The organism is Agromyces sp. NSFZ (assembly GCF_056156205.1).
The window spans coordinates 1,068,463-1,092,593 of record NZ_CM149585.1 but is presented as its reverse complement, the minus strand read 5'-3'; the positions used below and the strand labels follow the sequence as shown (position 1 = coordinate 1,092,593).

The following is a 24,131-nucleotide window of genomic DNA, read 5'->3' as shown; positions in this document are numbered from 1 at the left end:
CCGGGAGGGCGCGTGGACTGGGTGGATGCGGTGCAGCGCCTCCGGGCGGAGCGCAGGCCGTCGGTGCTCGTCACGCTCGCCATGGTGCGCGGGCACGCGCCCCGCAACGGCGGAGCCAAGATGGTCGTCTCGGCCGACGAGCTGTTCGGCACCGTCGGCGGCGGCAACCTCGAGGCGACCGCGATCGCGCGCGCCCGCGAGCTGCTCGCCGACGGGGCATCCGAGCCCGAACTGCTGACGCTGACGCTGAGCGACAAGACCACGACCGAGTACGGCGTGCAGTGCTGCGGAGGAGAGGTCACCATGCTGCTGGAACCCGTGCGGGTCGTGCCGACGGTCGCGGTCTTCGGGCTCGGTCACGTGGGACTCGAGCTCGCGCGCATCCTGAGCCGGCAGCCCATCCGGCTCGAGCTCGTCGACTCGAGGTCGGCGATGCTCGCGGCAGATCGCCTGGGCGTGGCCGGCGAGCGCGGCATCCTCGGGGATGCCGTCGCCGTAGTGCACCTGCATCACCTGCCCGTGCCCGAGTCGGCCCTCGCCGACCTGCCGCCGGGCACGCACGTGCTGATCATGACGCACGACCACGTCGAGGACCTCGCGATCTGCGACACCGCCCTGCGCACCGATGGGCTCGCCTCGATCGGGCTCATCGGCTCGCGGTCGAAGTGGGCGCGGTTCCAGCGGCAGCTGCGGGATGCCGGGCACGACGACGCGGCCCTCGCGCGCGTGACGACGCCGATCGGCATCCCCGGCATCCGCTCGAAGGACCCGGCCGCGATCGCGGTGAGCGTCGCCGCGCGGGTGTTGCAGCTCGTCGAGGAGACGGCGGCGGTCAGAGCCCGATCCGAGTGAGGAACGCGTTCCGCAGCCGGCCGTCGGGGTCGAACCGGCCCCGCAGCGCGGCGAAGTCGGCGAAGCGCGGGGAGCGGCGGCGCAGCTCCTCTCCGGGCAGCGCGAAGAGCTTGCCCCAGTGCGGCCGGGCTGTCGCGGGCAGCGCCGCCTCGAGGTCGGGCAGCAGCGCCATGACCGCGGGCTGGTCGGGCTTCCACGTGAAGTGCACGGCGACCACGTCAGCACCGTACGCGGGGCTCAGCCAGAGGTCGTCGGCGCGCACCGTGCGCACCTCGCACACCTGGAGGAGCGCAGCGATGCGGCCGGCAAGGGAGCGCACCGCCTCGATGGCGGCGACCGCGTCGGTGCGGGGCACGAGGTACTCCGACTGCAGCTCCTCCCCCGCCGACGGCGTGAACTCCAGCCGGAAGTGCGGCAGGCGCTCGTTCCACGGCCCGGGCTCCCCGAGTTGCGTCGTGCATGCGTCGGCGGGAAGGCCGATGATCGGATGCCGCGGCACCGTCGCCGCGCGGGCGCCGAGGCGCGCGACGATGGCGTCACGGCGCGCCGCGGCATCCGTGTCCTCGGTCGTATCCGTGGCAGCCGTGTCCATCGGAAGCCGCTGCTTGACCCAGAGCTGGTCGGCCACGTCGGTGCGGGCCCAGGTCGTGAAGATGCTGACGCTCGTGCCGAGCGACGTGACCGCGTCGAGGTCGTCGAGGATCGCGTCCCACGCGGGCCCCTAGAACACCGTCTGCGCGACGTCGTAGGTCGGCTCCACGTCGAGCTCGAGGGCGGTGACGAGCCCGAGCGCGCCGAGGTGTACGACGGCACCCGCGAAATCGGCGTCGCCGCGCTGCAGGAGTCGGTGCTCCCCGTCGGGGCTGAGGAATCCGATCGACCGCACCGCCGTCGCGAGCGAGCCGATGCGATCGCCCGAGCCGTGCGTGCCGGTCGCGATCGCGCCCGCGACCGAGATGTGCGGCAGGGACGCGAGATTCGCGAGCGCGAGCCCGCGTTCCTGCAGGCGGGGGGCGAGGTCGCCGTAGCGGATACCTCCCGAGAGGCGCACGACGCCCGGTGCGCTGCCCGTGTCGAGGTGCATCGGCAGGCGATCGGTCGCGATGAGCGTGCCGTCGGTGTCGGCGAGGTCGTTGAAGGTGTGCCGCGTGCCGAGGAAGCGGATCCGGCCGCCCGCTGCGAGAACCCGTCGCAGTTCGTCGATGGAGGCCGGATGCACGACCCGCGCGGCGCGGTACGCGAGGTTGCCGGCCCAGTTGCGCCGGTCCTCCTGCTCCCGGTCGACGAGGTTCGGTGCGCCGCCCACGGCGAGCGCGCCGAACGCGTCGGCCGCACGTCGGTCGACGGGAAGGCCGTCGGCGCGGAACCGGCCGCGCACGCCGTTCCACGGGACCTCGATCTCGAACCCGTCGCCGAGGTCGCGCGCGAGACGGCAGGCGAGCCGCACGCCCTCATCGCCGAGATCGGCGACGGTGTGCCGGAGGTCCGCGGAGTCGTCGGTCGCGGCATCCGCCAACGCCTCGACCCGCTCGGCCCAACGCCGCAGGTCCGCGATGAGCGCGTCATCGAGTCCGGTCGCTTCGAACGGCACCGGGTCGTATCCGAGCCAGATCGGGCTCGACGCGTGGTCGGCGAACAGGCGCACCACCACGGGCGCGGGGACAGTGGGCACGCGTCCTCCTTCATGATCGGGCACGGGACATCCGTCATCCTCCCATCGGTCCATGACCAGCCGGAAGCGGCGCGGCGGCATGGACGACCGCCGCGCCGCACCCGACCTCAATCCGCGTCGTGGAACAGGCGCGGTGCGAAATCGATCAGGTTCTTCTGCCACGGGTCCCATCCGTGGGGGCTGTTCGTGCTCAACCACGGCGGCGGGCAGAGCTGGACGGACTGGATCGAAGTGGGACGCGCCAGGCACAGGGATCGAGCGGACCGATCGTCGCCCGCCAGGGGGCGCCGACCTTGCTCATCTCCACGCGTACCCAGCTGCCACCAGGACCCCAGTTCGCCCAACCGAGACGTAATCGGCGTCCGCGAAGTCCGCGGTGGTCTCGAAGGTGACGAAGCCGTCGTCGGTGATCCACGGCGTCGGCGTCGAGCCCGCCGCCGGTGGCTCGAACCTCTCCCCGAGCGCCGTGTGACCCTCACTGAAGCCCGGGTCGCCGATCGCCTTCTTGCCGTGGAACAGACGCGGCGCAAAGTCGATCAGGTTCTCCTGCCACGCGTTCCAGTTGTGACCGTGGTCGGGATTGACGCCGTCGAACTGGTACTCGAGACCCAGCGCGTCGAACTGCTGCATCGAATCGAAGGCGTCGTTGTAGGCGATGTCCGTCTTGTTGCCGACGTAGAGCCGGAACAGCGTCGTGAGGTCGTTGATCTCGGCCACCGGGACATCCGTGATGTCCCCGCAGCGGCTGGGACCAGCGCCGAACACCCCGACGTACGCGAACTCGCCCGGGTGGTCTCGCAGGACTCGGAGGCCTGCACGCCGCCCATCGAGAGTCCGGCGAGCACCCGATCCTTCTTCGCGTTCGAGACGTGATACGTGTCGCGGACGGCGGGAACGAGGTTGTCGAGCAGCTCTCGCTCGGCGGCGGACGGCTCCATCTGACCGACGGCCTCCTGTTCAGTCCGGTGAGCCTCGGTCAGCGCGACGTCGAGGCGCTCGACGTCCCGATCCCGCTCGTGCTGCTCGGAGAGCGGATCTTCGGGGGGCCGACCGACCACGTGACGATGCACAACTCCTCGTCGGCGCGCGCTGCCGTCGAGCATCTCTTGGAGCTCGGTCGTACCCGGATCGCACTCGTCGGCGCTTCGAGCTCCCCCGATGACGACGCGAGTTCCGCCACCCTCCGTCAGCTGGGATATCGTCGCGCCCCGTACGCGGCCGGCATCCCCGAGGCGGCCGAGCTCATCCGCGTCGCGGAGGCGTGGAATCGCGAGAGCGGAGCGGATGCCATTCGTCGCATGTTGGAGGACGACGTGTCCTTCGACGCCGTGTTCGCGCTCAACGACACCCTCGGGCTCGGTGTGCTGCGCGCACTGGGCGAACCCGGAATCCGCGTGCCGGAGGACGTGGCCGTCATCGGATTCGACAACATCGACGAATCACGGTTCTCGGTCCCATCCCTGTCAAGCGTCGTTCCCGGTCGCGAGGAGATCGCCGAGATCGCGGTGGGACTGCTCCTCGAGCGCATCGAGGAGAAGGGCGGCAGGTCGGAACGACGCCCGCCGCGTCAGATCAAGCCCGATTTCCGGATCGTGGCGCGGGAGTCGACCCGTCGCGTGGACGCTCCGGGGGCGTGACGTTCGCCTGGGCCCGCGCGGCGTTGCGCGCCGAGACCTCCGCCAGCCGTTTCAGTCGCTCCCGCTCGAGGGGCGCCGCGAAGGCGGCCCACATGAGCAGCGCCGCGCCCACGCCGACGAGGATGCCGCCGATCGTGTCCGAGATCCAGTGCGCCCCCAGATAGGTCCGACTCGCCGCCATGAGCAGCGTGTACGCCGCGCCGAGCACCCAGACCCAGGTGTACGGCACGATGATGCCGATCGTGACGGCGATCGTGGCCGCATTCGCGACGTGCCCCGACGGGAACGACCCGAAGTCGCTGAGGACGATGATGTCCTCGGGACGCGCTCGCCCGAACAGGTTCTTCAGCACCTGCACGGCGCCGGCGCTCACCGCCGACGCCGCCACGAAGTACAGCGCGGCCCAGGGCCTCCGGACGACGAGCAGGATCAGCGCGATCGCGATCGGCACGACGAAGACCCCGACGATGCCGCCGCCGAGCCCGTTCATGAAGTACGAGACCACGTCGCCCACCGGGCCCCGGAGCTCGAGGACGTCCTCGGCCCACTCCTCGTCGAACTCGAACGCCAGGGCACCCGACCGCACGCTGACGATGAGACCCATGAGCGCGGCCGCGACGACGGCCGCGACACCGCTCACGATCGGGACACGCCGTCCGAGTCGTTGCGCCTTCGCCTCGCGCTGCTCAGGCCGAAGGTCGTCGGCCACCGTGGGTGTCGGGTCGTGACCCGTGGCCTCCTGCGCGGTGTCGGGCGCCTCGGCGGGCTGCGTCGTCGGATCGTCGCGTTCCGTCATCCCACCACGTTAGCCAACGGACGCGAGCGGATGCCGGGGCTTGCCTTCGGGGCATCCGTGCGGCACGCGGCATCCAATCGCCCCTGCCCCGGCGCTCAGTCGCTGAGCGGCGGGACGGTCCTCGGGCGCACCAGGGCCCACATCGCGACGATGGCGATGACCGCGGCGAGGAGCATGACGAAGGCCATGGGCACCGCACTGCCGACGCCGAGCAGGCCGATGAGCGGCGAGATGACCCCGGCGAGCCCGAAGTTCAGCGCGCCGAGGAGCGAGGCGGCCGTGCCGGCCTCGGCGCCGTGATGCGCGAGCGCGAGCACCTGCACCGCCGGGAACGAGAACCCGCAGGCGAGGATGTAGATCCAGAGCGGGATCGCCGTGCCCCAGAATCCGGCGCCGTTCGAGTCGAGCACCATGATGGCGATCGCCATGCCCAGGTGCACGATCGTCGTGACGGCGAGGATCCACTGCGGGGGAACCGGGCCGCGCATCAGTCGCGAGCTCGTCTGCACGCCCACGATGACGCCGACCGAGTTCACCGCGAAGAGCAGGCCGTACTCCTGCGCCGAGAACGAGTAGAGCTCCTGGAACAGGAACGACGACGTCGAGAGGTAGCCGAACAACCCCGTGAACGTCATGCCGCCGACGATCGCGGCGCCGAGGTAGACGCGATCACGGAAGAGTGCGCCGTAGCGATCGCGCAGGGTCGAGTGTCCGGCGACGTGCCGGCGCGACTCGGGCAGGGTCTCGACGATGAGGAACGCGACGGCCGCGACCACGACGAGGCCGTAGGCGCCGAGCACCCAGAAGACGCCGCGCCAGTCCATGACCGCGAGCAGTTGCGAGCCGATGACGGGCGCGAGCACCGGCGCGAGGCCGTTGACGAGGGCGAGCCGGGAGAGCATGCGCACGAGCGGCTTGCCGCCGAAGAGGTCACGGACCATGGCCATCGCCACGACGCCGCCGGCCGCCGCGCCGAAGCCCTGCAGCAGGCGGAACGCGCTCAGCCAGACGATGTCGGGCGCAAGGGCCGCACCGACGGATGCCGCGATGTGCAACGCGGTGGCCAGGATGAGCGGAAGTCGCCGCCCCACCTTGTCGCTCCACGGGCCGACCATGAGCTGGCCGAAGCCGAACCCGACCATCGTGCCCGTGAGCGTCAGCTGCACTGCGGCGGCCGAGACGCCCAGCTCATCCTGCAGCACGGGGAACGCCGGCAGGTAGAGGTCGACCGTGAACGGCCCGAGCGCCGTGAGCGCGCCGAGCACGAGCACGTAGACGAGGCGCTGGCGACGCGTGAGGAGGTCGCCCGGGTGGGTGGGCGCCGCGTAGTCGTCGGGCCGGATGATGGGGATGGACGAGGTGGAGGACATGGGTGTTCCCGAGCGTGCTGGAGTGCGGCGGCGCGCGCCGTCGAGCGCCGGGAGACGGAACGACGGCGTCCGATGCCGGACGCCGTCGCGGGAGTGATCTCGGCCGTGTGGCCTCGAATCGATTCGACTGTGTCCATCCTAGCGGGAGCACCGGGGGCGACATCAAGTTCAGGATGCCGCGGCGGCGGCCGGCGTTCGCGACGGCGGCCGCAGTTCGGGTCGCCGTCGCGAGGAACGCCCGCAGGCGGCCGGCGGATTCCGCGCGCCCGGGTCAGACGCGCGCGGCCGCCAGCGGGTCGGCGAGCAGCGGGGAGAGCGCGGCTTCGGCCGCTCCGATCATGAGCCGGTCCTCGCCGAGCGCCGCGACCCGGATCGAGACCTCCTCGAACGCCGCCGCGACGGTCTGCGTGCGCACCGCCTCCTCGAGATCCGCCGGGTCGCGCTCGGCGACGGTCGCGAGGAAGCCGCCGAGCACGACGAGCGACGGGTTCAGCACGTTGATGGCGTTCGAGAGGGCCGTGGCGAGGATGCGCCGCTGCCTGGCGAGCTCCGCGGCCACCTCGGGTGCGGTGGACGCGGCGAGAGCGGCCGCGAGCGTGGGCTCGTCGGCGCCCGTGAGGCCGACCGCCTCGAGCAGGCGGGCGCGGCTGACCTCGTCCTCGAGCACCCCGCCCTCGGCGCGGCGGTCGGCGGGGTCGGCGATGCCGGGCCGGTTCTGGCCGAACTCCCCCGCGTAGCCGCCCGTGCCGCCGACGAGCCGGCCGTGCACGACGAGCCCCCCACCGATGCCGCTCGCCCCGCCGTTGAGGTAGACGAGGTCGTCGACGCCTCGCCCTGCTCCGAACAGGTGCTCGGCGTGCGCACCGAAGCTCGCGTCGTTGCCGACGGCGGCGGGCAGCCCCGACGCCTGCTCGACGAGCGCGCGCAGCGGGGCATCCGTCCACTCGAGGTGCGGGGCCCACCGGACGAGCCCGTCGGAGGCGCGCACCAGGCCGGGCACGGCGAGCCCGACACCCACGAGACGGGCCTCGCGCAACTCGTCGGCGACCCAGCGGTCTCGCGTCGCGGCGACGAGCTCGGCCGTCTCCTCGGGGCTCGGCAGGTGGTCGACCTCGATGCGCTCGCGCACCGGGATGTCGCCGCCGAGTCCGACCGCGGCGATGGTGACGGCGTCCACCTCGGGGTTCACGGCGAGCACGAGTACCGTCGGCTCCGGGGCGACGACGGGCGAGGGGCGCCCGACGCGGTTGGTGGGGTCGGGCGGCTGCTCGACCACGAGGCCCAGGTCGACGAGCTCGCCGACGAGCGTCGCCACGGTCGATCGGTTCAGTCCGGTGAGCGTGGTCAGTCGGGCGCGTGACATCGCTCCCTCGAGGTGCACGAGTCGCAGCACCTTCGAGAGATTTCGACGATGCACGCCGTCGAACGTCCCGCCCCGGTCATTCACGCGTCCACTCTAGGGGCGGCGGCGGCGCGGGGATCCTCACCACGCCCAATTTGTTGCGCTTGACCCCATATCGGAACCGTCGTATATTCAACACGTCCAGATCACTTTCGACGTGGGTGTCGAAACTTTCGAGAGGTTCAAAGATGAACAGACGCAGCATCGGCAGGATCGCGGTGGTCGGGGCCACCGCACTCCTGGCAGCCGGCGCCCTGGCGGGGTGCAGTGCCGGAGACTCGCAGGACGGCGGAGACGTCGAACTCACGTTCTGGCACAACGCCTCGACGGGTCCCGGCAAGGAATTCTGGAAGACAACGGTCGCCGACTTCGAGGCCGAGAACCCCGGGGTCACCATCGACATCCAGTCGATCCAGAACGAGGACCTCGACGGCAAGCTCCAGACGGCGCTCAACGCGGGCGACGCACCGGACATCTTCCTCCAGCGTGGCGGCGGCAAGATGGCCGCCATGGTCGAAGCCGGACAGCTCAAGGACCTCACCGACGGCATCGCCGGCCCGGCCGCGGAGGAGATCCCGGAGGCCGCCTACTCGGCGAACACCCTCGACGGCAAGATCTACGCGATGCCGATCGCGGTGCTGCCCGGCGGCATGTTCTACAGCCAGGACCTGTTCGACGCGGCCGGCATCACGGAGAACCCGACCACGATCGACGAGTTCAACGACGCCGTCGCGAAGCTGAAGGCCTCGGGCGTCGCCCCGGTCGCGCTCGGCGCCAAGGACGCCTGGCCCGCCGCGCACTGGTACTACTGGTTCGCGCTCCGCGAGTGCAGCCCCGACACGCTCGCGAAGGCCGCCGACGAGCGCGACTTCAGCGACGAGTGCTGGATCCGCGCGGGCGAGGACCTGCAGGACTTCGCCGCCACCGAGCCCTTCAACGATGGCTTCCTCACCACCTCCGCCCAGCAGGGCGCGGGCAGCTCGGCCGGCCTCGTCGCGAACCACCAGGCCGCGATGGAGCTCATGGGCGCGTGGGACCCGGGCGTGATCGCCTCGCTCACCCCCGACCAGAAGCCGCTGCCCGACCTCGCGTGGTTCCCCTTCCCCGAGGTCGACGGCGGCGACGGCGAGCCCGGCTCGATGATGGGCGGCGTCGACGGCTACTCGTGCTCGGTGGACGCCCCCGACGCCTGCGTGGACTTCCTGAACTACATCGGCACCGCCTCCGTGCAGGAGGCCTACTACAAGGCGTTTAACGCGCCGCCCGTGAACACGGTCGCGCAGGAGGCGGTCGCCGAGCCCTACCTCCAGCAGATCCTCGAGGCGTACAACGCCGCACCGTACGCGTCGCAGTGGCTCGACACGGTCTACGGGCAGAACGTCGGCAACGCGCTGAACGTCGCGGTCGTCGACATGCTCGCGGGCAGTGGCTCGCCCGAGCAGATCATCGAGGCCGTCGACGCGGCCGCCGCCAAGGAGTGATCCGGCGATGACTGTTCGCGTGGACTCTGCGACGGAGATCGACGTGCCGGCAGGGCCTGCGCACCACGACGGGGGCGTCGCCCAGGCGACGCCCCCGTCCCCCCGCCGCCCGCGCGGCAGCGGGTGGGGCGCCAAGCTCGAGATCGCGCTCCTCGTCGGCCCCGCCCTGATCGTGTTCCTCGGCCTGGTGATCTTCCCGGTCGTGATGGCCGCCTACTACGGCTTCTTCAGCTGGAAGGGCTTCGGGCCGCCCACCGACTTCATCGGATTCCGGAACTACGTCACCATCATCCAGGACCCCGCCTTCCAGGAGGCGGTGCTCCACAACGGCACGATCGTGGTGCTGTCGCTGCTCCTGCAGGGGCCGGCTGCGTTCCTGCTCGCACTGCTCCTGAACCGCCGGATGCGCGGCCAGTCGCTCATCCGCGTGCTCATCTTCGTGCCGTACGTCATCGCCGAGGTGGTCGTCGGCACCGGCTGGAGCCTCATGCTCCAGACCAACGGTGCGGTCAACGACCTGCTCGAGAAGGCGGGCCTCGGCTTCCTCGCCCAGGACTGGCTGAGCAATCCCGACCTCGCGATGTGGACGCTCATGGGCATCATCACCTGGAAGTACATCGGCTTCGCCGTCATCCTCTTCCTGGCGGGCCTGCAGGGCATCCCGGACGAGCTCACCGAGGCCGCCGCGATCGACGGGGCGTCCTACTGGCAGATCCAGCGCCACATCACGCTGCCGCTGATGGGCCCGACGCTGCGGATCTGGGCGTTCCTGTCGATCATCGGGTCGCTCCAGCTGTTCGACCTCGTCTACATCATCTGGGGCCAGTACGTCGCCTCGACGGCCGGCACCTCCACCATGGCGACCTACATGGTCGCCGAGGGCAGGAACGCCGGCAACTTCGGGTACGGCAACGCCGTGGCCGTGGTGCTGTTCCTCATCTCCCTCGTGGTGGCCCTCGTCTACCAGCGATTCGTCCTCCGGCGCGACACCGAGGGTGCGCTCACCGGAGACCAGAAGAAGGGCCGGTTCCAGCGATGACCGCCTCCCCCGAGACCGCGGCGGCGGTGCTCCCCCTCGACCGGCGCGGACCCCGGCCGAGGCCGCACCGGCTGCGAGCCGCCAGCCCGATCGTGTACCTCGTCGCGCTGATCGTGATCGGCCTGATGCTCGCACCGATCGCGTACATCATCATCGGCGGCTTCCGCACGAACTCGCAGATCACGGTGGACCCCTCCGGGATGCCCGACCCGTGGATCTTCGCGAACTACCTCGACGTGCTCACGGGCGACGTGTTCTGGCGCCAGGTGCTGAACTCCGCCATCGTCGGCGCCGCGACCACGGTCGGCGTCATCGTGCTGGGCCTGATGGCGAGCTTCGTGCTCGCGCGCTACCGGTTCGCCGGGCGCGGCGTGCTCTACGCGCTCTTCGCCGCCGGCCTGATGTTCCCGCTCACGGTCGCGATCACGCCCCTCTACATCGTGGTGCGCTCGCTCGGCCTGATGAACTCGCTCGGCGGGGTCATCCTGCCCCAGATCGCGTTCGCGCTCCCGGCGACCATCATCATCCTGGTGCCGTTCCTGCGGGCCATCCCCGACGAGATCCAGGAGGCCGCCGAGATCGACGGCTGCAGCCGACTGGGCTTCTTCTGGCGGATGGTGCTCCCGCTCTCGCTCCCGGGCGTCGTGACCGTCGGCATCCTGGCGTTCATCGGGAGCTGGAACAGCTACCTGCTCCCGCTGTTCATCCTGAACGAGGAGGCGGCGTTCACGCTGCCGCTCGGCGTGCAGGCGTTCTCCTCCGAGTACTCCGTCGACACGGCGAAGGTGCTCGCGTTCACCTCGCTGTCGATGATCCCCGCGCTCATCTTCTTCAGCCTGTTCGAGCGCCGGATCGTCGGCGGCCTGACCGGGGCGGTGAAGGGATGACGCAGGAACTCGCTGCCGCACGCGACATCCGGCCCTGGCAGGATGCCTCGCTCCCCGTCGACGACCGCGTCGACGCCCTCGTGTCGGCCATGACGCTCGACGAGAAGCTCGCCCAGCTGTACGGCGTGTGGGTGGGGGCATCCGACGCCGGCGACGCCGATGTGGCGCCGCACCAGCACGCCATGGACGACCACATCGACCTCGACCGGCTGCTTCCCTCGGGGCTCGGCCAGCTGACGCGGCCGTTCGGCACGGCGCCCATCGACGCGGCGGCCGGTGCCCTCTCGCTGATGCGCACGCAGGAACGCGTCGTGGCGGCCAACCGCTTCGGCATCCCGGCCCTCGCGCACGAGGAGTGCCTCGCCGGCTTCGCCGCCTGGGGTGCGACCGCCTACCCGGTCCCCCTGTCGTGGGGCGCGACGTTCGACCCCGAGCTCGTCGAGCGGATGTCGCGGCGCATCGGCGCCGACATGCGATCCGTCGGCGTGCACCAGGGTCTCGCCCCCGTGCTCGACGTCGTGCGGGACGCCCGGTGGGGCCGCGTCGAGGAGACCATCGGCGAGGACCCGTACCTCGTCGGCACGATCGGCACCGCGTACGTGCGCGGGCTCGAGGCATCCGGAATCGTCGCGACGCTCAAGCACTTCGTCGGCTACTCGGCCTCGAAGGGCGGACGCAACCTCGCGCCCGTCTCGATCGGGTCGCGCGAACTCGCCGACGTGCTGCTGCCGCCGTTCGAGATGGCGGTGCGCGAGGGCGGCGTGCGGTCGGTGATGAACGCGTACACCGATCTCGACGGCGTGCCCACCGCCGCCGACCGCACGCTGCTCACCGAGCTGCTCCGCGATACCTGGGGGTTCGACGGCACGGTCGTCGCCGACTACTTCACCGTCGCGTTCCTGAAGCTCCTGCACGGCACGGCCGAGACGTGGGCGGATGCCGCGGGCGCGGCGCTCGAGGCCGGGATCGACGTCGAACTGCCCACCGTGAAGACCTTCGGCGAACCGCTCCGGCGGGCCGTGGAGGCCGGCGTCGTCGCGGAGTCGACCATCGACACCGCGCTGCGCCGGGTGCTCCGGCAGAAGGCGGAGCTGGGTCTCCTCGACGCCGAGTGGTCGCCCGTGCCGCCGGCCCTCGCGGGCGTCGATCTCGCGAACCCCTCCGACGCCGATGCCGTTCGCGGTCGGATCGACCTCGACTCCCCCGACAACCGGGCGCTCGCGGCACGGCTCGCCGAGGAGGCCGTGGTCCTCGTGCGCAACGACGGCGTGCTCCCGATCGCGGCATCCGCTCCCCGCCGGATCGCCGTGATCGGGCCCAACGCCGACGACCCGTACGCGATGCTCGGCTGCTACTCGTTCCCGGCGCATGTGGTCGTGCAGCACCCCGGCGTCGAGATGGGGATCGGGATCCCCACGCTGCTCGAGGCGCTCCGGGCGGAGTTCCCGGGCAGCGACATCCGTCACGCCGTCGGCACGTCCGTCGACGGCGGCGAGACCGAGGGCATCGCGGATGCCGCGGCGCTCGCGGCATCCGCCGACGTCGTGATCCTCGCGCTCGGCGATCGGGCCGGCCTCTTCGGTCGCGGCACGAGCGGCGAGGGGTGCGACGCGGAGGCGCTCGACCTCCCGGGCGCCCAGCAGCAGCTCGTCGACGCCGTGCTCGCGACGGGGACCCCCACGATCCTGACGCTGCTCACCGGCCGGCCGTATGCGCTCGGCCGAGCGACGACGGAGGCCGCCGCCATCGTGCAGGCGTTCTTCGCCGGCGAGGAGGGCGGGCCGGCCATCGCGGGCGTGCTGAGCGGACGCGTGAACCCGAGTGGTCGCCTCCCGGTGTCGATCCCCGCGACGGCGGGCTCGCAGCCGACCACGTACCTCGCGGCGCCACTCGCGCAGGCCAACGGCGTGTCGAACGTGGACCCGACGCCGGCCTTCCCCTTCGGCCACGGCCTCGGCTACGCCTCGTTCGCCTGGGAGTCGTTCACGGGCGACGAGGAGCAGGTCGACGTCGACGGCGAGGCGACCGTGCGGCTCCGGCTGCGCAACACCGGCGACCGCGCCGGCACCGAGGTCGTGCAGCTCTACCTGCACGACCCGGTGGCCTCGGTCGTACGACCGGTGCAGCGGCTCGTCGGCTACACGCGCGTCCGGCTGGAACCCGGCGAGGCCGCCGAGGTGCGCTTCACCGTGCCGGCCGACCTCACGTCGTTCACGGGGCGCACGGGTGAGCGCATCGTCGAGCCCGGCGAGGTCGTGCTGAGCGCAGGTCGTTCCAGCGGCGACCTGCCGTTCGCGCACACCGTGCGGCTCGTCGGCGCGGTCCGGCGGGTGGATCACACCCGGCGCCTGCACCCCGAGGTCGCGATCGTGCGCGGCCCGCGCTGATGGGTCGCTACCGCAATCCAGTGCTGCCGGGCTGTCACCCCGACCCGAGCGTGTGCCGGGTGGGCGACGAGTACTTCCTCGTGACGTCGACGTTCGAGTACTTCCCCGGCCTGCCGGTGCACCGGTCGCGGAACCTCGTGGACTGGGAGCTCATCGGCCACGCGGTGCACCGGCCCGGGCAGCTCGACCTGTCGACCGTGCCGGCGTCGGGCGGGCTGTTCGCCCCGACGATCCGTCACCACGACGCCCGGTTCCACGTCGTCTGCACGCTCGTGCACGGCGAGGGGCGCCAGGGCCACTTCCTCGTCACGGCGATCGATCCGGCCGGTCCGTGGTCGGACCCGGTCTGGCTCGACGGCGTCGACGGGATCGATCCGTCGCTGACCTTCGACGAGGGCCGCGTGTGGCTCTGCGGAACGCGGCTGGCCGAGCCGGGCGCATGGGAGGGGCAGACGGACGTCTGGCTCCGCGAGCTCGACCCGGTCACGTTCTCGCCGATCGGGCCAGAGCACCTGCTCTGGCGCGGCGCGCTCGTGGGCGCGGTCTGGGCCGAGGGGCCGCACCTGTACCGCCGTGGCGACCGGTGGCTGCTCCTCGCCGCGGAGGGCGGAACCGACCGCGACCACGCGGTGTGCGTCGCGTACGCCGACGAGATCACGGGTCCCTACGTGGGCGATCTCGCCAATCCTCGCCTCAGCCACCGCGACCTCGGCGCCCGCGCCGAGATCGTGAACGTCGGCCACGCCGACCTCGTCGAGGCATCCGACGGCCGCACCTGGGCGACCCTGCTCGCGACGCATACCGTCGATGGCATCGCGAGCCTCCTCGGCCGGCAGACCCACCTCGTGCCGGTCGGATGGGAGGACGGGCGGCCGCTGTTCGCACCCGGCGTCGGCCGCGTGCAGGCGGTCGTCGAGGCCGACGGGGTGCCCGACCAGGCGCCCGCCCCCGCCGTCTGGCGCGACCACTTCGACGCGCCCGCGCTGGACCCCGGGTGGAACACGCTGCGCACGAGTGGCGACGAGCGGATGTCGCTCGCGGAGCGCCCCGGCTACCTGCGGCTCGCGCTCGGGCGCACCCGACCGACCGAGCTCGGCCCGCTCTCGTTCGTCGGACGGAGGCTTCCCGCGACGCGCGTCAGGGTGACGACCGTCGTGCAGCTGTCGGATGCCGCGGGGGCGGCCGCTGAGGCCGGGCTCATGCTGCGCCACTCCGAGGACGCGCACCTCGTGCTCCGGGTGCGGTCCGACCCGGCCGACCGCGACGTGGCGCGCGTCGACGCGACGCTGACGGTCGGGGGCGATCCTCGGGTGCTCGGCGCGATCCCCGTGCCGGCCGGCCGCCCGGTGGAACTCACGATGCAGCTCGACGGATTCCAGGTGGAACTCGCCGCGCGCACCGACGCGGAGGAAACGTGGGCGCCGGTCGCGATCGCCGATGTCGCATCGCTCTCCCCCGATGTCGCCGGCGGCTTCGTCGGCGCGTGGGTCGGCATGCTCGCCGTCGGCGACGGCACCGGGCATGCGGACTTCGACCGCTTCGAGCTGGCATCGCTGCACGACACCGCTGCGGCCGCCTCCGCACAGTCGTAGCGACGTCGCGCTCGGCGAGACCGGGACACCCCGCCGATCAGGCGGACGTGCCGGCCTCGACGAGGGTCGGGAGGGCTCGCTCGATCATGTCCATCGTCGCGGTGAGCGAGATGCGGAAGTGCTCGGGCTGCTCGAACAGCGTGCCCGGCATGAGGTACACGCCGCGGGCGGCGAGCGCCGCGCAGAAGGCCGCGCCGTCGCCGCCGGGTGCCCTGCCCCAGAGGTAGAAGGTCCCCTCTGGCCGGGTGAGGGTGTACCCGGCTTCCCGGAGCGCGCCGTAGAGGCGATCCCGCCGACGGGTCAGCTCCGCCACGTCGATCGACACGCCCTCGAGTGCGGGTACGGAGTACTGCATGATCGCATCCGGGAACCCCCAGCCGATCGCGAGCTGCAGCGGCATCAGGGCGGCCCTGAGCGCGGCACGCTCGGCGGGCGGGATCAGCGGTGAGAGGGCGAGGTACCCGAGACGCTGCCCGGGAGCCAGCAGGACCTTGCCGTAGCTGTAGTCGATGACGGTCCACGGGTACGAGGCGGCGGGCGTGGAGAAGCCGATGCCGTCGAATCGGATGCGGCGGTACGGCTCGTCCGAGAGGATCCAGATGCGCCGCCCGTACCGCTGGGACGCCTCGTCGAGGAGCTCGGCGAGCGCGTCCCACGTCTCCTTCGGATAGACCCGGCCCGTGGGATTGGCCGGCGAGTTCACGATGACCACCCGGGTGCGCGCGGACAGCGAACGGGCGATCGCGTCGAGATCCAGGGAGAAGTCGACGGGGTCGAGCGCGGCACCGACGGGCACGAGGTTCACCGCATGGAGCATCGGGGCGTAGCAGAACCAGCCCGGCACCGGGATGACCACCTCGTCGCCGGCGTCGGCGAGCATGGCGAATGCGAGGGAGATGGCGCCGAAGGCGCCCTGCGTCATCGCGATGTCCTCGGGTTCGAAGTCGAGTCCGAGTTCGGTCCGCAACCCGGCCGCCACGGCCTCCTGAGCGGGTCGCTCGTTGGTCCTGTAGGCGAACCAGTCGACCGATCGAGGCTCGAGCTGCGCGCGCATGGCGTTCGTGAGTCCCGGCAGCGCCATCTCGTGCGGGTTGCCGAACGTGAAGTCGAGCGCGTCGGGATCGCGCGCCGCGTCCTGGATGCTCGAGAAGAACGTCGTGACCGTGTCGACGGACGCCTTCGCCGCGACTGCTCGAGCGGACATGGCCATGTCGATCCCCTCCCGATTGCCCATCGTGCCGGACGCCTCAGCATGCCCATCCCCGACGACCGGCGTCAATAGCTCCGATCAGGGCTGGATCACGGAAGATCGGCGTCGACGCCGGAGGGCGGCGCCGTGCTCTCCCGCACGACGAGGCTCGTGGCGAGGTCCATGCGCGGCGTCGCCTCCGCCATGCCTTCACTCAACCGGATGGCGAGGCGCGCGGCCTCCTCCCCCATCCGCCGGAGCGGTTGGTGCACGGTGGTGAGGCGCGGCGTCATCCACTGCGCGAGCGGGATGTCGTCGTAGCCGACGATCGACACGTCCTCGGGCACTCGGAGGCCGAGCGCCCGGGCCGCCTCGATGGCGCCGAGGGCCTGCAGGTCGCTGCCGGCGAAGATGGCCGTGGGACGGTCGGGCGATGAGAGGAGCTCTCGAGCATGATCGCGCCCGCCGCTCATGTGGAAGTCGCCGAATCGGATCCACTCGGGCCGGATCTCGAGGCCGGCCGAGTTCATGGCCGAACGGAGGCCGTCGAGGCGGGCGAGGGAGCACATCATGTCCTCGGGTCCGGTGATGGCCGCGATGCGGCGGTGTCCGAGCTCGATGAGGTGGCGCGTGGCCATGAGTCCGCCCGACCAGTTGGCCGAGCCGACCGACGGCGCGTCGGGTGAGGGGTCGCCCGCGGGGTCGACGATGACGAAGGGGATCGCCCGGGATCGAAGCCGCTCGCGGTACTCGGGCGCCAGGTCCGAGAAGACGAGTACCACCCCAACTGGCCGGCGGCGCATGACACCCTCGATCCATTCGGGGTCGGGTGCGTGCCGGCTGCCGCTGACGGTGAGCACGACGCTGAGCCCGTGCTCCTTCGCGACCTCCTCGACGCCGCCGATGACCTCCATCGACCACACGCTGTCGAGTTCGTGGAAGACGAGTTCGATGAGCTCGGCCTTCGCCTGGGCCCGGGCCCCGCGCCGCTCGTACCCGTGCTGCTGGAGCAGCTGCTCGACGCGCTCCCGGGTCGAGGACGCGACATCCGTGCGGCCGTTCAGCACCTTCGAGATCGTCGACAGGGAGACGCCCGCCTCCTCGGCGATCTCGGCGAGGGTGACGCGCTCCGTCGGGGCATCCGTCTGCATGTTTCGAGTCTAGCGGCGAAACTCTCGCCCCTGCCTTGGGTACTGGCGCGAGCGGGAGACGGTGGTATAGGTTGTTGTTCACAACATTTCCGTTCGACGAGGAACCTTCCCATGCCACTGCCCACGCCCACCCGTGACGACAAGTTCTCCTTCGGTCTCTGGACCGTCGGCTACAACGGCACCGATCCCTTCGGCGGCCCCACGCGGCATCCGCTCGACGTCGTGCACGTGGTCGAGAAGCTGAGCGAGCTCGGCGCCTACGGCCTCACGTTCCACGACGACGACCTGTTCGCCTTCGGCTCGTCCGACGCCGAGCGGCAGACGCAGATCGACCGGCTCAAGCAGACGCTCGCCGACACCGGCGTCATCGTGCCGATGGTCACGACCAACCTCTTCAGCGCTCCCGTCTTCAAGGACGGCGGGTTCACCTCGAACGACCGCCAGGTGCGCCGCTTCGCGCTCCGCAAGGTGCTGCGCAACATCGACCTCGCGGCCGAGGTCGGTGCGAAGACGTTCGTGATGTGGGGCGGCCGCGAGGGCGCCGAGTACGACGCCGCGAAGGACATCCGCTCCGCCCTCGAGCGCTACCGCGAGGCCGTGAACCTGCTGGGCGACTACGTCACCGACAAGGGCTACGACCTCCGCTTCGCGATCGAGCCGAAGCCCAACGAGCCCCGCGGCGACATCCTGCTGCCGACCGTCGGCCACGCGCTCGCCTTCATCGACTCGCTCGAGCGCCCCGAGCTCGTGGGCCTCAACCCCGAGGTCGGGCACGAGCAGATGGCGGGCCTCAACTTCGCCGCGGGCATCGCGCAGGCGCTGTACCACGGCAAGCTCTTCCACATCGACCTCAACGGCCAGCGCGGCATCAAGTACGACCAGGACCTCGTCTTCGGCCACGGCGACCTGCACAACGCGTTCGCGCTCGTCGACCTGCTCGAGTTCGGCGGCCCGAACGGCGGACGGGCGTACGACGGCCCCCGCCACTTCGACTACAAGCCGAGCCGCACCGAGGACGAAACCGGCGTGTGGGACTCGGCCGCCGCGAACATGCGCACCTACCTGCTGCTCAAGGAGCGGGCCGCGGCGTTCCGGGCCGACCCCGAGGTGCAGGAGGCCCTCGAGGCCGCGAAGGTCACCGAGCTCGCGAAGCCGACGCTGAACGACGGCGAGTCCTACAACGACCTGCTCGCCGACCGGAGCGCGTACGAGGAGTTCGACCCGTCGGCCTACCTCGGCGGCAAGGGCTTCGGCTTCGTGCGCCTGCAGCAGCTGGCCACCGAGCACCTCCTGGGCGCCCGCGGCTAGCGCCGCCACCCGCCCCCTTCGCCCCCACCCGCCCCGCAGCTGCGACACCTGCGCGGCCGGTGCGCCACTTCAGGTGGCGCTCCGGACGCACAGGTGGCGCAGAGGGCAGGCCATCCCGAGCAAGGAGCCACCCATGGCACTCGTCGCCGGCGTCGACTCGTCGACGCAGTCCTGCAAGGTCGTGATCCGGGATGCCGCGACCGGGGCGCTCGTGCGCTCGGGTCGCGCCGCGCATCTCGACGGCACGGAGGTCGACCCCGCCGCGTGGTGGGGCGCCCTGCTCACGGCCTTCGCCGACGCGGGCGGGTTCGAGGGTGTCGAGGCCGTGTCGATCGGCGGGCAGCAGCACGGCATGGTGGTGCTCGACGGCGACGGGCGGGTCATCCGCGACGCCCTGCTCTGGAACGACACGAGGTCGGCGCGGGCGGCCCGCGACCTCATCGACGAGGTCGGCGCCGACGAGTACGCACGGCGCACGGGCGTGGTACCCGTCGCCTCGTTCACGGCGACGAAGCTGCGCTGGCTGCGCGACGCCGAGCCCGAGCACGCGGCACGGGTCGCGGCGGTGGCCCTCCCCCACGACTGGCTGACGTGGCGGCTGCGCGGCTTCGGGCCCGAGGGCGAGTCGCCGCTCGGTCCCGTGCTCGACGAGCTCACGACCGACCGCTCCGACGCGAGCGGCACGGCGTACTGGGGCGCCGACGGATACGACCGCGCCCTCCTCGTGCGGGCGCTCGGGCACGACGCGATCCTCCCCCGCGTGCTCGGCCCCGGCGAGGCGGCCGGCCGCACGCCCGACGGCATGCTCGTCGGCCCGGGTGCGGGCGACAACGCCGCCGCCGCGCTCGGCCTCGACGCGGCATCCGGCGACGTCGTCGTCTCGATCGGCACGAGCGGCACGGTGTTCGCGGTGACGGACGCCCCCGTCGCCGACGTCTCGGGCACGGTCGCGGGCTTCGCCGACGCCACCGGCCGGTACCTGCCGCTCATCGCGACGCTGAACGCGGCACGGGTGCTCGATGCCACGGCGGGCCTACTCGCGGTCGACCACGCCGAGCTCGGGCGCCTCGCGCTCGCGGCCGAGCCCGGGGCATCCGGCGCCGTGCTCGTGCCGTACTTCGAAGGCGAGCGCACGCCGAACCTGCCCGACGCGACCGCGTCGCTTACGGGCCTCACCCTCGCGAACACCACGCGCCCGGCGGTCGCCCGCGCCGCGATCGAGGGCATGCTCTGCGGTCTCGCCGACGGACTCGACGCGGTGCGCGGTCAGGGCGTCGGTGCCGAGCGCGTGCTGCTCATCGGCGGCGCGGCGCAGAACCCGGCGGTGCGGCGCATCGCCGCGCAGGTGTTCGACGCGCCCGTCGTCGTGCCCTCGCCCGGTGAGTACGTCGCCGACGGCGCGGCCCGTCAGGCCGCGTGGGTGCTCACGGGCGAGCGGCCGGCTTGGCCCGTCGAGATCGCCGAGGAGGTCGCGCCTGACACGCGACCCGAGATCCGTCGTCAGTACGCCGAGCGCGCGCACGCCTTCGCCGGCAACCCCGCCGTCGGCGCCTGACGGGGAGGGTCGAACCGTGCTCAAGCGCGCCGCCGTGGCATCCGCCGACACCCCCGCCCATCGCCTCGTCGAGACGACGATCACGATCACCGGCGCCGACGGACGGCCGCTCGCCGACACCGACGTCACGATCGAGCAGACCCGCCACGCCTTCGCGTTCGGCAACATCGGCTTCGACCTCATCGCGCTGGCGAACGGCGAGGGGCAGCCGGGCGACGAACGGCTCGCCGCAGACTGGCTCGACCTCTTCAACGCCGCCACGCTGCCGTTCTACTGGGCCGAGTTCGAGCCCGTGCGGGGGCGCCCGCGCACCGAGCCCCTGCGCCGGGCGGCCGAGTGGTTCGCCGCGCGGGGAGTCGCGCTGAAGGGGCATCCGCTCGCCTGGCACACCCTCGCACCCGAGTGGCTGCTGCCGCTCACGACCGACGAGGTCGAGGCCGCGCAGCGGGCGCGCATCCGCCGCGAGGTCGCCGACTTCGCCGGCCTCATCGACACGTGGGACGCGATCAACGAGGTCGTCATCATGCCCGTGTTCGAGAAGGAGGAGAACGGGCTGACCCGGCTCGCGCGGGCGCGCGGGCGCATCCCGACGATCCGGCTCGCCTTCGAGGAGGCCCGCGCCGCCAACCCCGCCGCGACGCTGCTGCTCAACGACTTCGACCTCTCGAGCGCCTACGAGTGCCTCATCGAGGGCGTGCTCGAAGCCGGCATCCGCATCGACGCCATCGGCCTGCAGACCCACATGCACCAGGGGTACCGGGGCGAGGAGGCCGTGCTCGCGATCGTCGACCGCTTCGCCCGCTACGGCCTACCGCTGCACCTCACCGAGACGTCGCTCGTCTCGGGCGACCTGATGCCCCGCGAGATCGTCGACCTCAACGACTGGCAGGTCGAGTCGTGGCCGTCGACGCCCGAGGGCGAGGCCCGCCAGGCCGATGAGCTCGTGCGGCACTACCGGTCGCTCGTCGGGCATCCGGCCGTAGAGGCGATCACCTACTGGGGCATCACCGATCGGGGAGCCTGGCTCGGCGCGCCCATCGGGCTGCTGCGTGCCGACGGCACGCGCAAGCCCTCGTACGACGCACTGCACGCGCTCGTGAAGGGCGAGTGGTGGCTGCCGCCGACTCCGCTGCGAACGGATGCCTCGGGTCGCGTCTCCGTGGCAGGGTTCGCCGGCGACTACGCGGTGCAGGCGAGCGGCACGAAGGCCGCGTTCACGCTGGCGCCCGGCACCGAGGCATCCGTGGCCGCGGTGCTCGCCTGAGCAGCCGTCGATGACGTCGCCGGGGCGACGGCGGCCCGCCCACGCGACGGCGGCCCGAACTCCAACCGCCACCGCGAGCAAGGGCCGCCGCCGAGCGCCGATGGTCAGCCGAGGCGGCGTGCGAGTTCCGCACCCGCCGCCTCGAGCCACCGCAGCGGCTCGGCCATCGCGGCGGCCTCGCTCCCGGCGAGATCGGAGAGCGCGACGGATGCCCCGAATCCCCGCGGCTCGGCCGCGATCACGCCGGCCACCAGCGCGGTCGGCACGCCCGCGTCACGGGCCAGCGATGCGACGACCGTCGGCGCCTTGCCCGCCTCGGACTGCCCGTCGAACCGCCCCTCCCCCGTGATCACGAGGTCGGCGCCCGCCACCGCGGACGGCAGGCCCACCGTCTCGGCCACGAGCCGGGCCCCGCCGCCCATCTCGGCTCCCCACGTGAGCAGGCCGAATCCCGTGCCGCCCGCGGCGCCGGCACCGTGCGCCGCCGCGAGCGCGCGCATCTCCTCGGGCATCAGCTCGGCGAGTCGGGCGAGGTCCCGCTCGAGCACGGCGACGGACGCGGCATCCGCCCCCTTCTGCGGCCCGAACACGGCCGCCGCGCCGCGCTCGCCGAGCAGCGGGTTCGTGACGTCGCCGAGGATCACCGCTCCGCCCGGCGGCAGCGGTCGAAGCCCTGACAGGTCGAGGCGAGCGAGCGTGCCGAGACCGCGGTTGCCGAGCGCGACGGGTGCGCCCGAGGCATTCGTGAACCGTGCACCGAGCACGGCGAGCGCGCCGGCGCCGCCGTCGGTCGAGGCGCTGCCGCCGAGGGCGAGCAGCAGCCGGGACACCCCGGCGTCGAGCGCGGCGGCGATCGCCTCGCCGAACCCGGCGGTGTGCGCGTCGAGGGGCGCGAGCGGGTGCACCAGCGTGAGGCCCGAGGTCGCGGCGAGCTCGACGACGCCCGTGCCGTCGGGGAGCAGCAGCCAGTGGGTCTCGACGGGCTCGGCTCCCGGTGCCGGCCCGCGCACCGTCAGCGGCATGCGGCGAGCGCCCGGCACCGCCGACTCGAACGCGTCGAGGGTGCCCTCCCCGCCGTCAGCCATGGGGCGCATCAGGAACTCGTCGGCCGGCCGCACCGAGCGCCATCCGTCGGCGAGTGCGGCGGCGGCATCCGCGGCGCTCGCCGTGCCCTTGAACGAGTCGGGTGCGATGACGATGCGCGCGACGCGCGTCACGACGCGTCGAACGTCGGTGCCGGGACGTGCGACAGCCACTCGAGCGCGCGCGTGAGGAGCTCCCGGTGCGCCGCAGACTCGTACGAGCGCACGTCGTGTCCGAGCGCGTCGTACACGAGCCGCGAACGGCCGAGCTCGCGCGCCCACACCAGGGGATGCCGCATGCCGTCCTCCTCGTGCTCGGCGATGGGCTCGATCACGGCATCGAGCCGAAGCCCGGAGTAGCGTTCGTCGAACACCGCGAAGTCGCCGAGGTCGTCGGCGATCGGATGCGAGCCGACCAGGTGCACGAGGGACTCGCCGATCGGCGGATGCCACGACACGTCCTCGACCCAGCGAGCGCCGATGGCGCGCACGAATGCGGGCAGCTCGGGCAGGCTCGCGGCCGCCGCGTGCACGGCGAGGATGCCGATGCCGCGTTCGAGCGCGGCATCGAGGCCGGCGGATGCCGCGGCGATCTCGTCGGCCCCCGCGGGGCCCGGATCGGGAACCCCCTCCGGCAGCGGCGTGGCGGGGTCGCCCGCGTTCACGACGAGCAGGTCGGCGTCGCCGAGGTTCGCCAGCCCGCCGAGGAGATCGTCGCTCACGTCGACGCGGTAGCCCGCGCCGGCGACGATGCCGGCGAGGGCGGCGCTGGTCTCGGCGAAGGCGTGCCAAGGGTCCGCGTAGCGTCCGGAGCCGCTGAGGATGACCGCCCGCATCTCGCCTCCCCGCTCTCGCGTCGATCGTAACCCGCAATGGTGGTCGGCGTCATCGCGCGGGCGGTCGGGGGGAGAATCGACAGATGCTGGTCTCCGTGGGACACGGCCGCCTGGAGCGCGACGCATTCGCCGACCTCCTGCTCGCCGCCGGTGTGGAGTCGCTCGTCGACATCCGGCGCTATCCGGGCAGCCGTCGCAATCCCGACGTCTCGAGCGAGGCCATGTCCGACTGGCTTCCCGCGTCAGGCATCGCCTACCGGCAGGAGCCCCGGCTCGGCGGACGCCGTCGCCTCCTCCCCCATGCGCCTCGAGAAGACCCGTGGTGGCAGGTCGAGCAGTTCGCCGCCTACGCCGCCCACACGCGCACCCCGGAATTCCAGACGGCTCTCGCCGAGCTCATGCAGCAGTCCGAAGGCACGCGCACCGCGATGATGTGCAGCGAGAGCGTATGGTGGCGCTGCCACCGGCGGTTGGTCGCCGATGTCGTCGTGCTCCGGCTCGGCGAGCCGGTCGAGCACCTCATGCACGACGGGCGGCTGCGGCCGCACGAGCCCGCGGCCGGCGCACGGCTGCGAGACGACGGCATGGTCGTGTGGGATCGCCGGGAGGCCGCCGACGCGTGACGGCGGTC

Annotated in this window: 19 protein-coding genes and 1 pseudogene; 11 read left to right on the top strand and 9 right to left on the bottom strand. The window is 72.2% G+C overall.

The annotated features are described in order from the left end of the window. Positions 1 to 12 precede the first annotated feature (12 nt). Entirely contained in the window at positions 13 to 852 is an 840-nt protein-coding gene (gene xdhC, locus ACVFI9_RS05240) for a xanthine dehydrogenase accessory protein XdhC (protein WP_474764992.1), read from the top strand. Here xdhC and ACVFI9_RS05235 read toward each other — a convergent pair. Both ACVFI9_RS05235 and ACVFI9_RS05230 read right to left on the bottom strand, forming a co-directional pair. Next, positions 833 to 2,158: pseudogene (locus ACVFI9_RS05235) on the bottom strand (D-arabinono-1,4-lactone oxidase). The gene xdhC and the pseudogene ACVFI9_RS05235 sit on opposite strands and share 20 nt — an antisense overlap. A 663-nt stretch (positions 2,159 to 2,821) precedes the next feature. Further along, positions 2,822 to 3,241, bottom strand: coding sequence for a hypothetical protein (locus tag ACVFI9_RS05230; RefSeq protein ID WP_474764991.1), 420 nt, complete (start codon positions 3,239 to 3,241; stop codon positions 2,822 to 2,824). A gap of 152 nt (positions 3,242 to 3,393) precedes the next feature. On the opposite strand from ACVFI9_RS05230, the gene ACVFI9_RS05225 reads away from it, so the two are divergent. Further along, the gene (locus ACVFI9_RS05225; protein ID WP_474764990.1) at positions 3,394 to 4,161 is read left to right on the top strand and encodes a LacI family DNA-binding transcriptional regulator; all 768 of its coding nucleotides are present in this window, start codon (positions 3,394 to 3,396) and stop codon (positions 4,159 to 4,161) included. Here the strand turns inward: ACVFI9_RS05225 and ACVFI9_RS05220 are convergent. The 3 genes from ACVFI9_RS05220 to ACVFI9_RS05210 form a co-directional block, all read right to left on the bottom strand. After that, the gene (locus ACVFI9_RS05220) at positions 4,097 to 4,957 is read right to left on the bottom strand and encodes a phosphatase PAP2 family protein (RefSeq protein ID WP_474764989.1); all 861 of its coding nucleotides are present in this window, start codon (positions 4,955 to 4,957) and stop codon (positions 4,097 to 4,099) included. The two genes, ACVFI9_RS05225 and ACVFI9_RS05220, sit on opposite strands and share 65 nt — an antisense overlap. Positions 4,958 to 5,052: 95 nt before the next feature. Further along, a complete protein-coding gene (locus ACVFI9_RS05215) occupies positions 5,053 to 6,327 on the bottom strand; it encodes a multidrug effflux MFS transporter (protein ID WP_474764988.1) in 1,275 nt (424 codons plus the stop codon). A 271-nt stretch (positions 6,328 to 6,598) separates the two neighbouring features. After that, complete coding sequence (locus ACVFI9_RS05210) at positions 6,599 to 7,774, bottom strand: ROK family protein (protein ID WP_474764987.1); 1,176 nt, start codon at positions 7,772 to 7,774, stop codon at positions 6,599 to 6,601. A 143-nt stretch (positions 7,775 to 7,917) separates the two neighbouring features. Here ACVFI9_RS05210 and ACVFI9_RS05205 point away from each other — a divergent pair, with 143 nt between their 5' ends. Genes ACVFI9_RS05205 through ACVFI9_RS05185 form a run of 5 tightly spaced genes read left to right on the top strand, consistent with a single transcriptional unit; the run spans position 7,918 to position 15,115 of the window. Continuing rightward, entirely contained in the window at positions 7,918 to 9,210 is a 1,293-nt protein-coding gene (locus ACVFI9_RS05205) for an ABC transporter substrate-binding protein (RefSeq protein ID WP_474764986.1), read from the top strand. Between the two features lie 7 nt (positions 9,211 to 9,217). Beyond that, positions 9,218 to 10,249: a carbohydrate ABC transporter permease gene (locus ACVFI9_RS05200; RefSeq protein WP_474764985.1), complete on the top strand. Its 1,032-nt coding sequence runs from the start codon at positions 9,218 to 9,220 to the stop codon at positions 10,247 to 10,249. Further along, a complete protein-coding gene (locus ACVFI9_RS05195; protein ID WP_474764984.1) occupies positions 10,246 to 11,136 on the top strand; it encodes a carbohydrate ABC transporter permease in 891 nt (296 codons plus the stop codon). Before ACVFI9_RS05200 ends, ACVFI9_RS05195 begins: the two co-directional genes overlap by 4 nt. Beyond that, positions 11,133 to 13,523 carry a beta-xylosidase/alpha-l-arabinosidase gene (locus ACVFI9_RS05190; RefSeq protein WP_474764983.1) on the top strand — a complete coding sequence of 797 codons (2,391 nt, stop codon included), beginning with the start codon at positions 11,133 to 11,135 and terminating at the stop codon, positions 13,521 to 13,523. Before ACVFI9_RS05195 ends, ACVFI9_RS05190 begins: the two co-directional genes overlap by 4 nt. Next, entirely contained in the window at positions 13,523 to 15,115 is a 1,593-nt protein-coding gene (locus ACVFI9_RS05185; protein ID WP_474764982.1) for a glycoside hydrolase family 43 protein, read from the top strand. The genes ACVFI9_RS05190 and ACVFI9_RS05185 overlap by 1 nt, the downstream gene beginning before the upstream one ends. Positions 15,116 to 15,152: 37 nt before the next feature. On the opposite strand, the gene ACVFI9_RS05180 is transcribed toward ACVFI9_RS05185, so the two are convergent. Together ACVFI9_RS05180 and ACVFI9_RS05175 are read right to left on the bottom strand one after the other, a co-directional pair. Further along, positions 15,153 to 16,319 (bottom strand): aminotransferase class I/II-fold pyridoxal phosphate-dependent enzyme, encoded by a 1,167-nt coding sequence (locus ACVFI9_RS05180; RefSeq protein WP_474764981.1) that lies wholly within the window; start codon positions 16,317 to 16,319, stop codon positions 15,153 to 15,155. A gap of 95 nt (positions 16,320 to 16,414) precedes the next feature. After that, positions 16,415 to 17,455, bottom strand: coding sequence for a LacI family DNA-binding transcriptional regulator (locus tag ACVFI9_RS05175; protein ID WP_474764980.1), 1,041 nt, complete (start codon positions 17,453 to 17,455; stop codon positions 16,415 to 16,417). A gap of 111 nt (positions 17,456 to 17,566) precedes the next feature. Here ACVFI9_RS05175 and xylA point away from each other — a divergent pair, with 111 nt between their 5' ends. From xylA to ACVFI9_RS05160, 3 genes are all read left to right on the top strand, one after another. After that, positions 17,567 to 18,763, top strand: coding sequence for a xylose isomerase (gene xylA, locus ACVFI9_RS05170; protein ID WP_474764979.1), 1,197 nt, complete (start codon positions 17,567 to 17,569; stop codon positions 18,761 to 18,763). A 133-nt stretch (positions 18,764 to 18,896) separates the two neighbouring features. Then, positions 18,897 to 20,318: a xylulokinase gene (locus ACVFI9_RS05165; RefSeq protein WP_474764978.1), complete on the top strand. Its 1,422-nt coding sequence runs from the start codon at positions 18,897 to 18,899 to the stop codon at positions 20,316 to 20,318. Between the two features lie 16 nt (positions 20,319 to 20,334). Continuing rightward, positions 20,335 to 21,582, top strand: coding sequence for an endo-1,4-beta-xylanase (locus ACVFI9_RS05160; protein ID WP_474764977.1), 1,248 nt, complete (start codon positions 20,335 to 20,337; stop codon positions 21,580 to 21,582). 104 nt (positions 21,583 to 21,686) lie between these two features. Here ACVFI9_RS05160 and ACVFI9_RS05155 read toward each other — a convergent pair whose 3' ends face one another. Together ACVFI9_RS05155 and ACVFI9_RS05150 are read right to left on the bottom strand one after the other, a co-directional pair. After that, entirely contained in the window at positions 21,687 to 22,799 is a 1,113-nt protein-coding gene (locus ACVFI9_RS05155) for a glycerate kinase (protein WP_474764976.1), read from the bottom strand. After that, positions 22,796 to 23,500, bottom strand: a complete 705-nt coding sequence (locus ACVFI9_RS05150) for a ThuA domain-containing protein (RefSeq protein WP_474764975.1) — start codon at positions 23,498 to 23,500, stop codon at positions 22,796 to 22,798. Before ACVFI9_RS05150 ends, ACVFI9_RS05155 begins: the two co-directional genes overlap by 4 nt. Positions 23,501 to 23,583: 83 nt before the next feature. On the opposite strand from ACVFI9_RS05150, the gene ACVFI9_RS05145 reads away from it, so the two are divergent. Next, entirely contained in the window at positions 23,584 to 24,123 is a 540-nt protein-coding gene (locus tag ACVFI9_RS05145; protein ID WP_474764974.1) for a DUF488 domain-containing protein, read from the top strand. Positions 24,124 to 24,131: the final 8 nt, after the last annotated feature.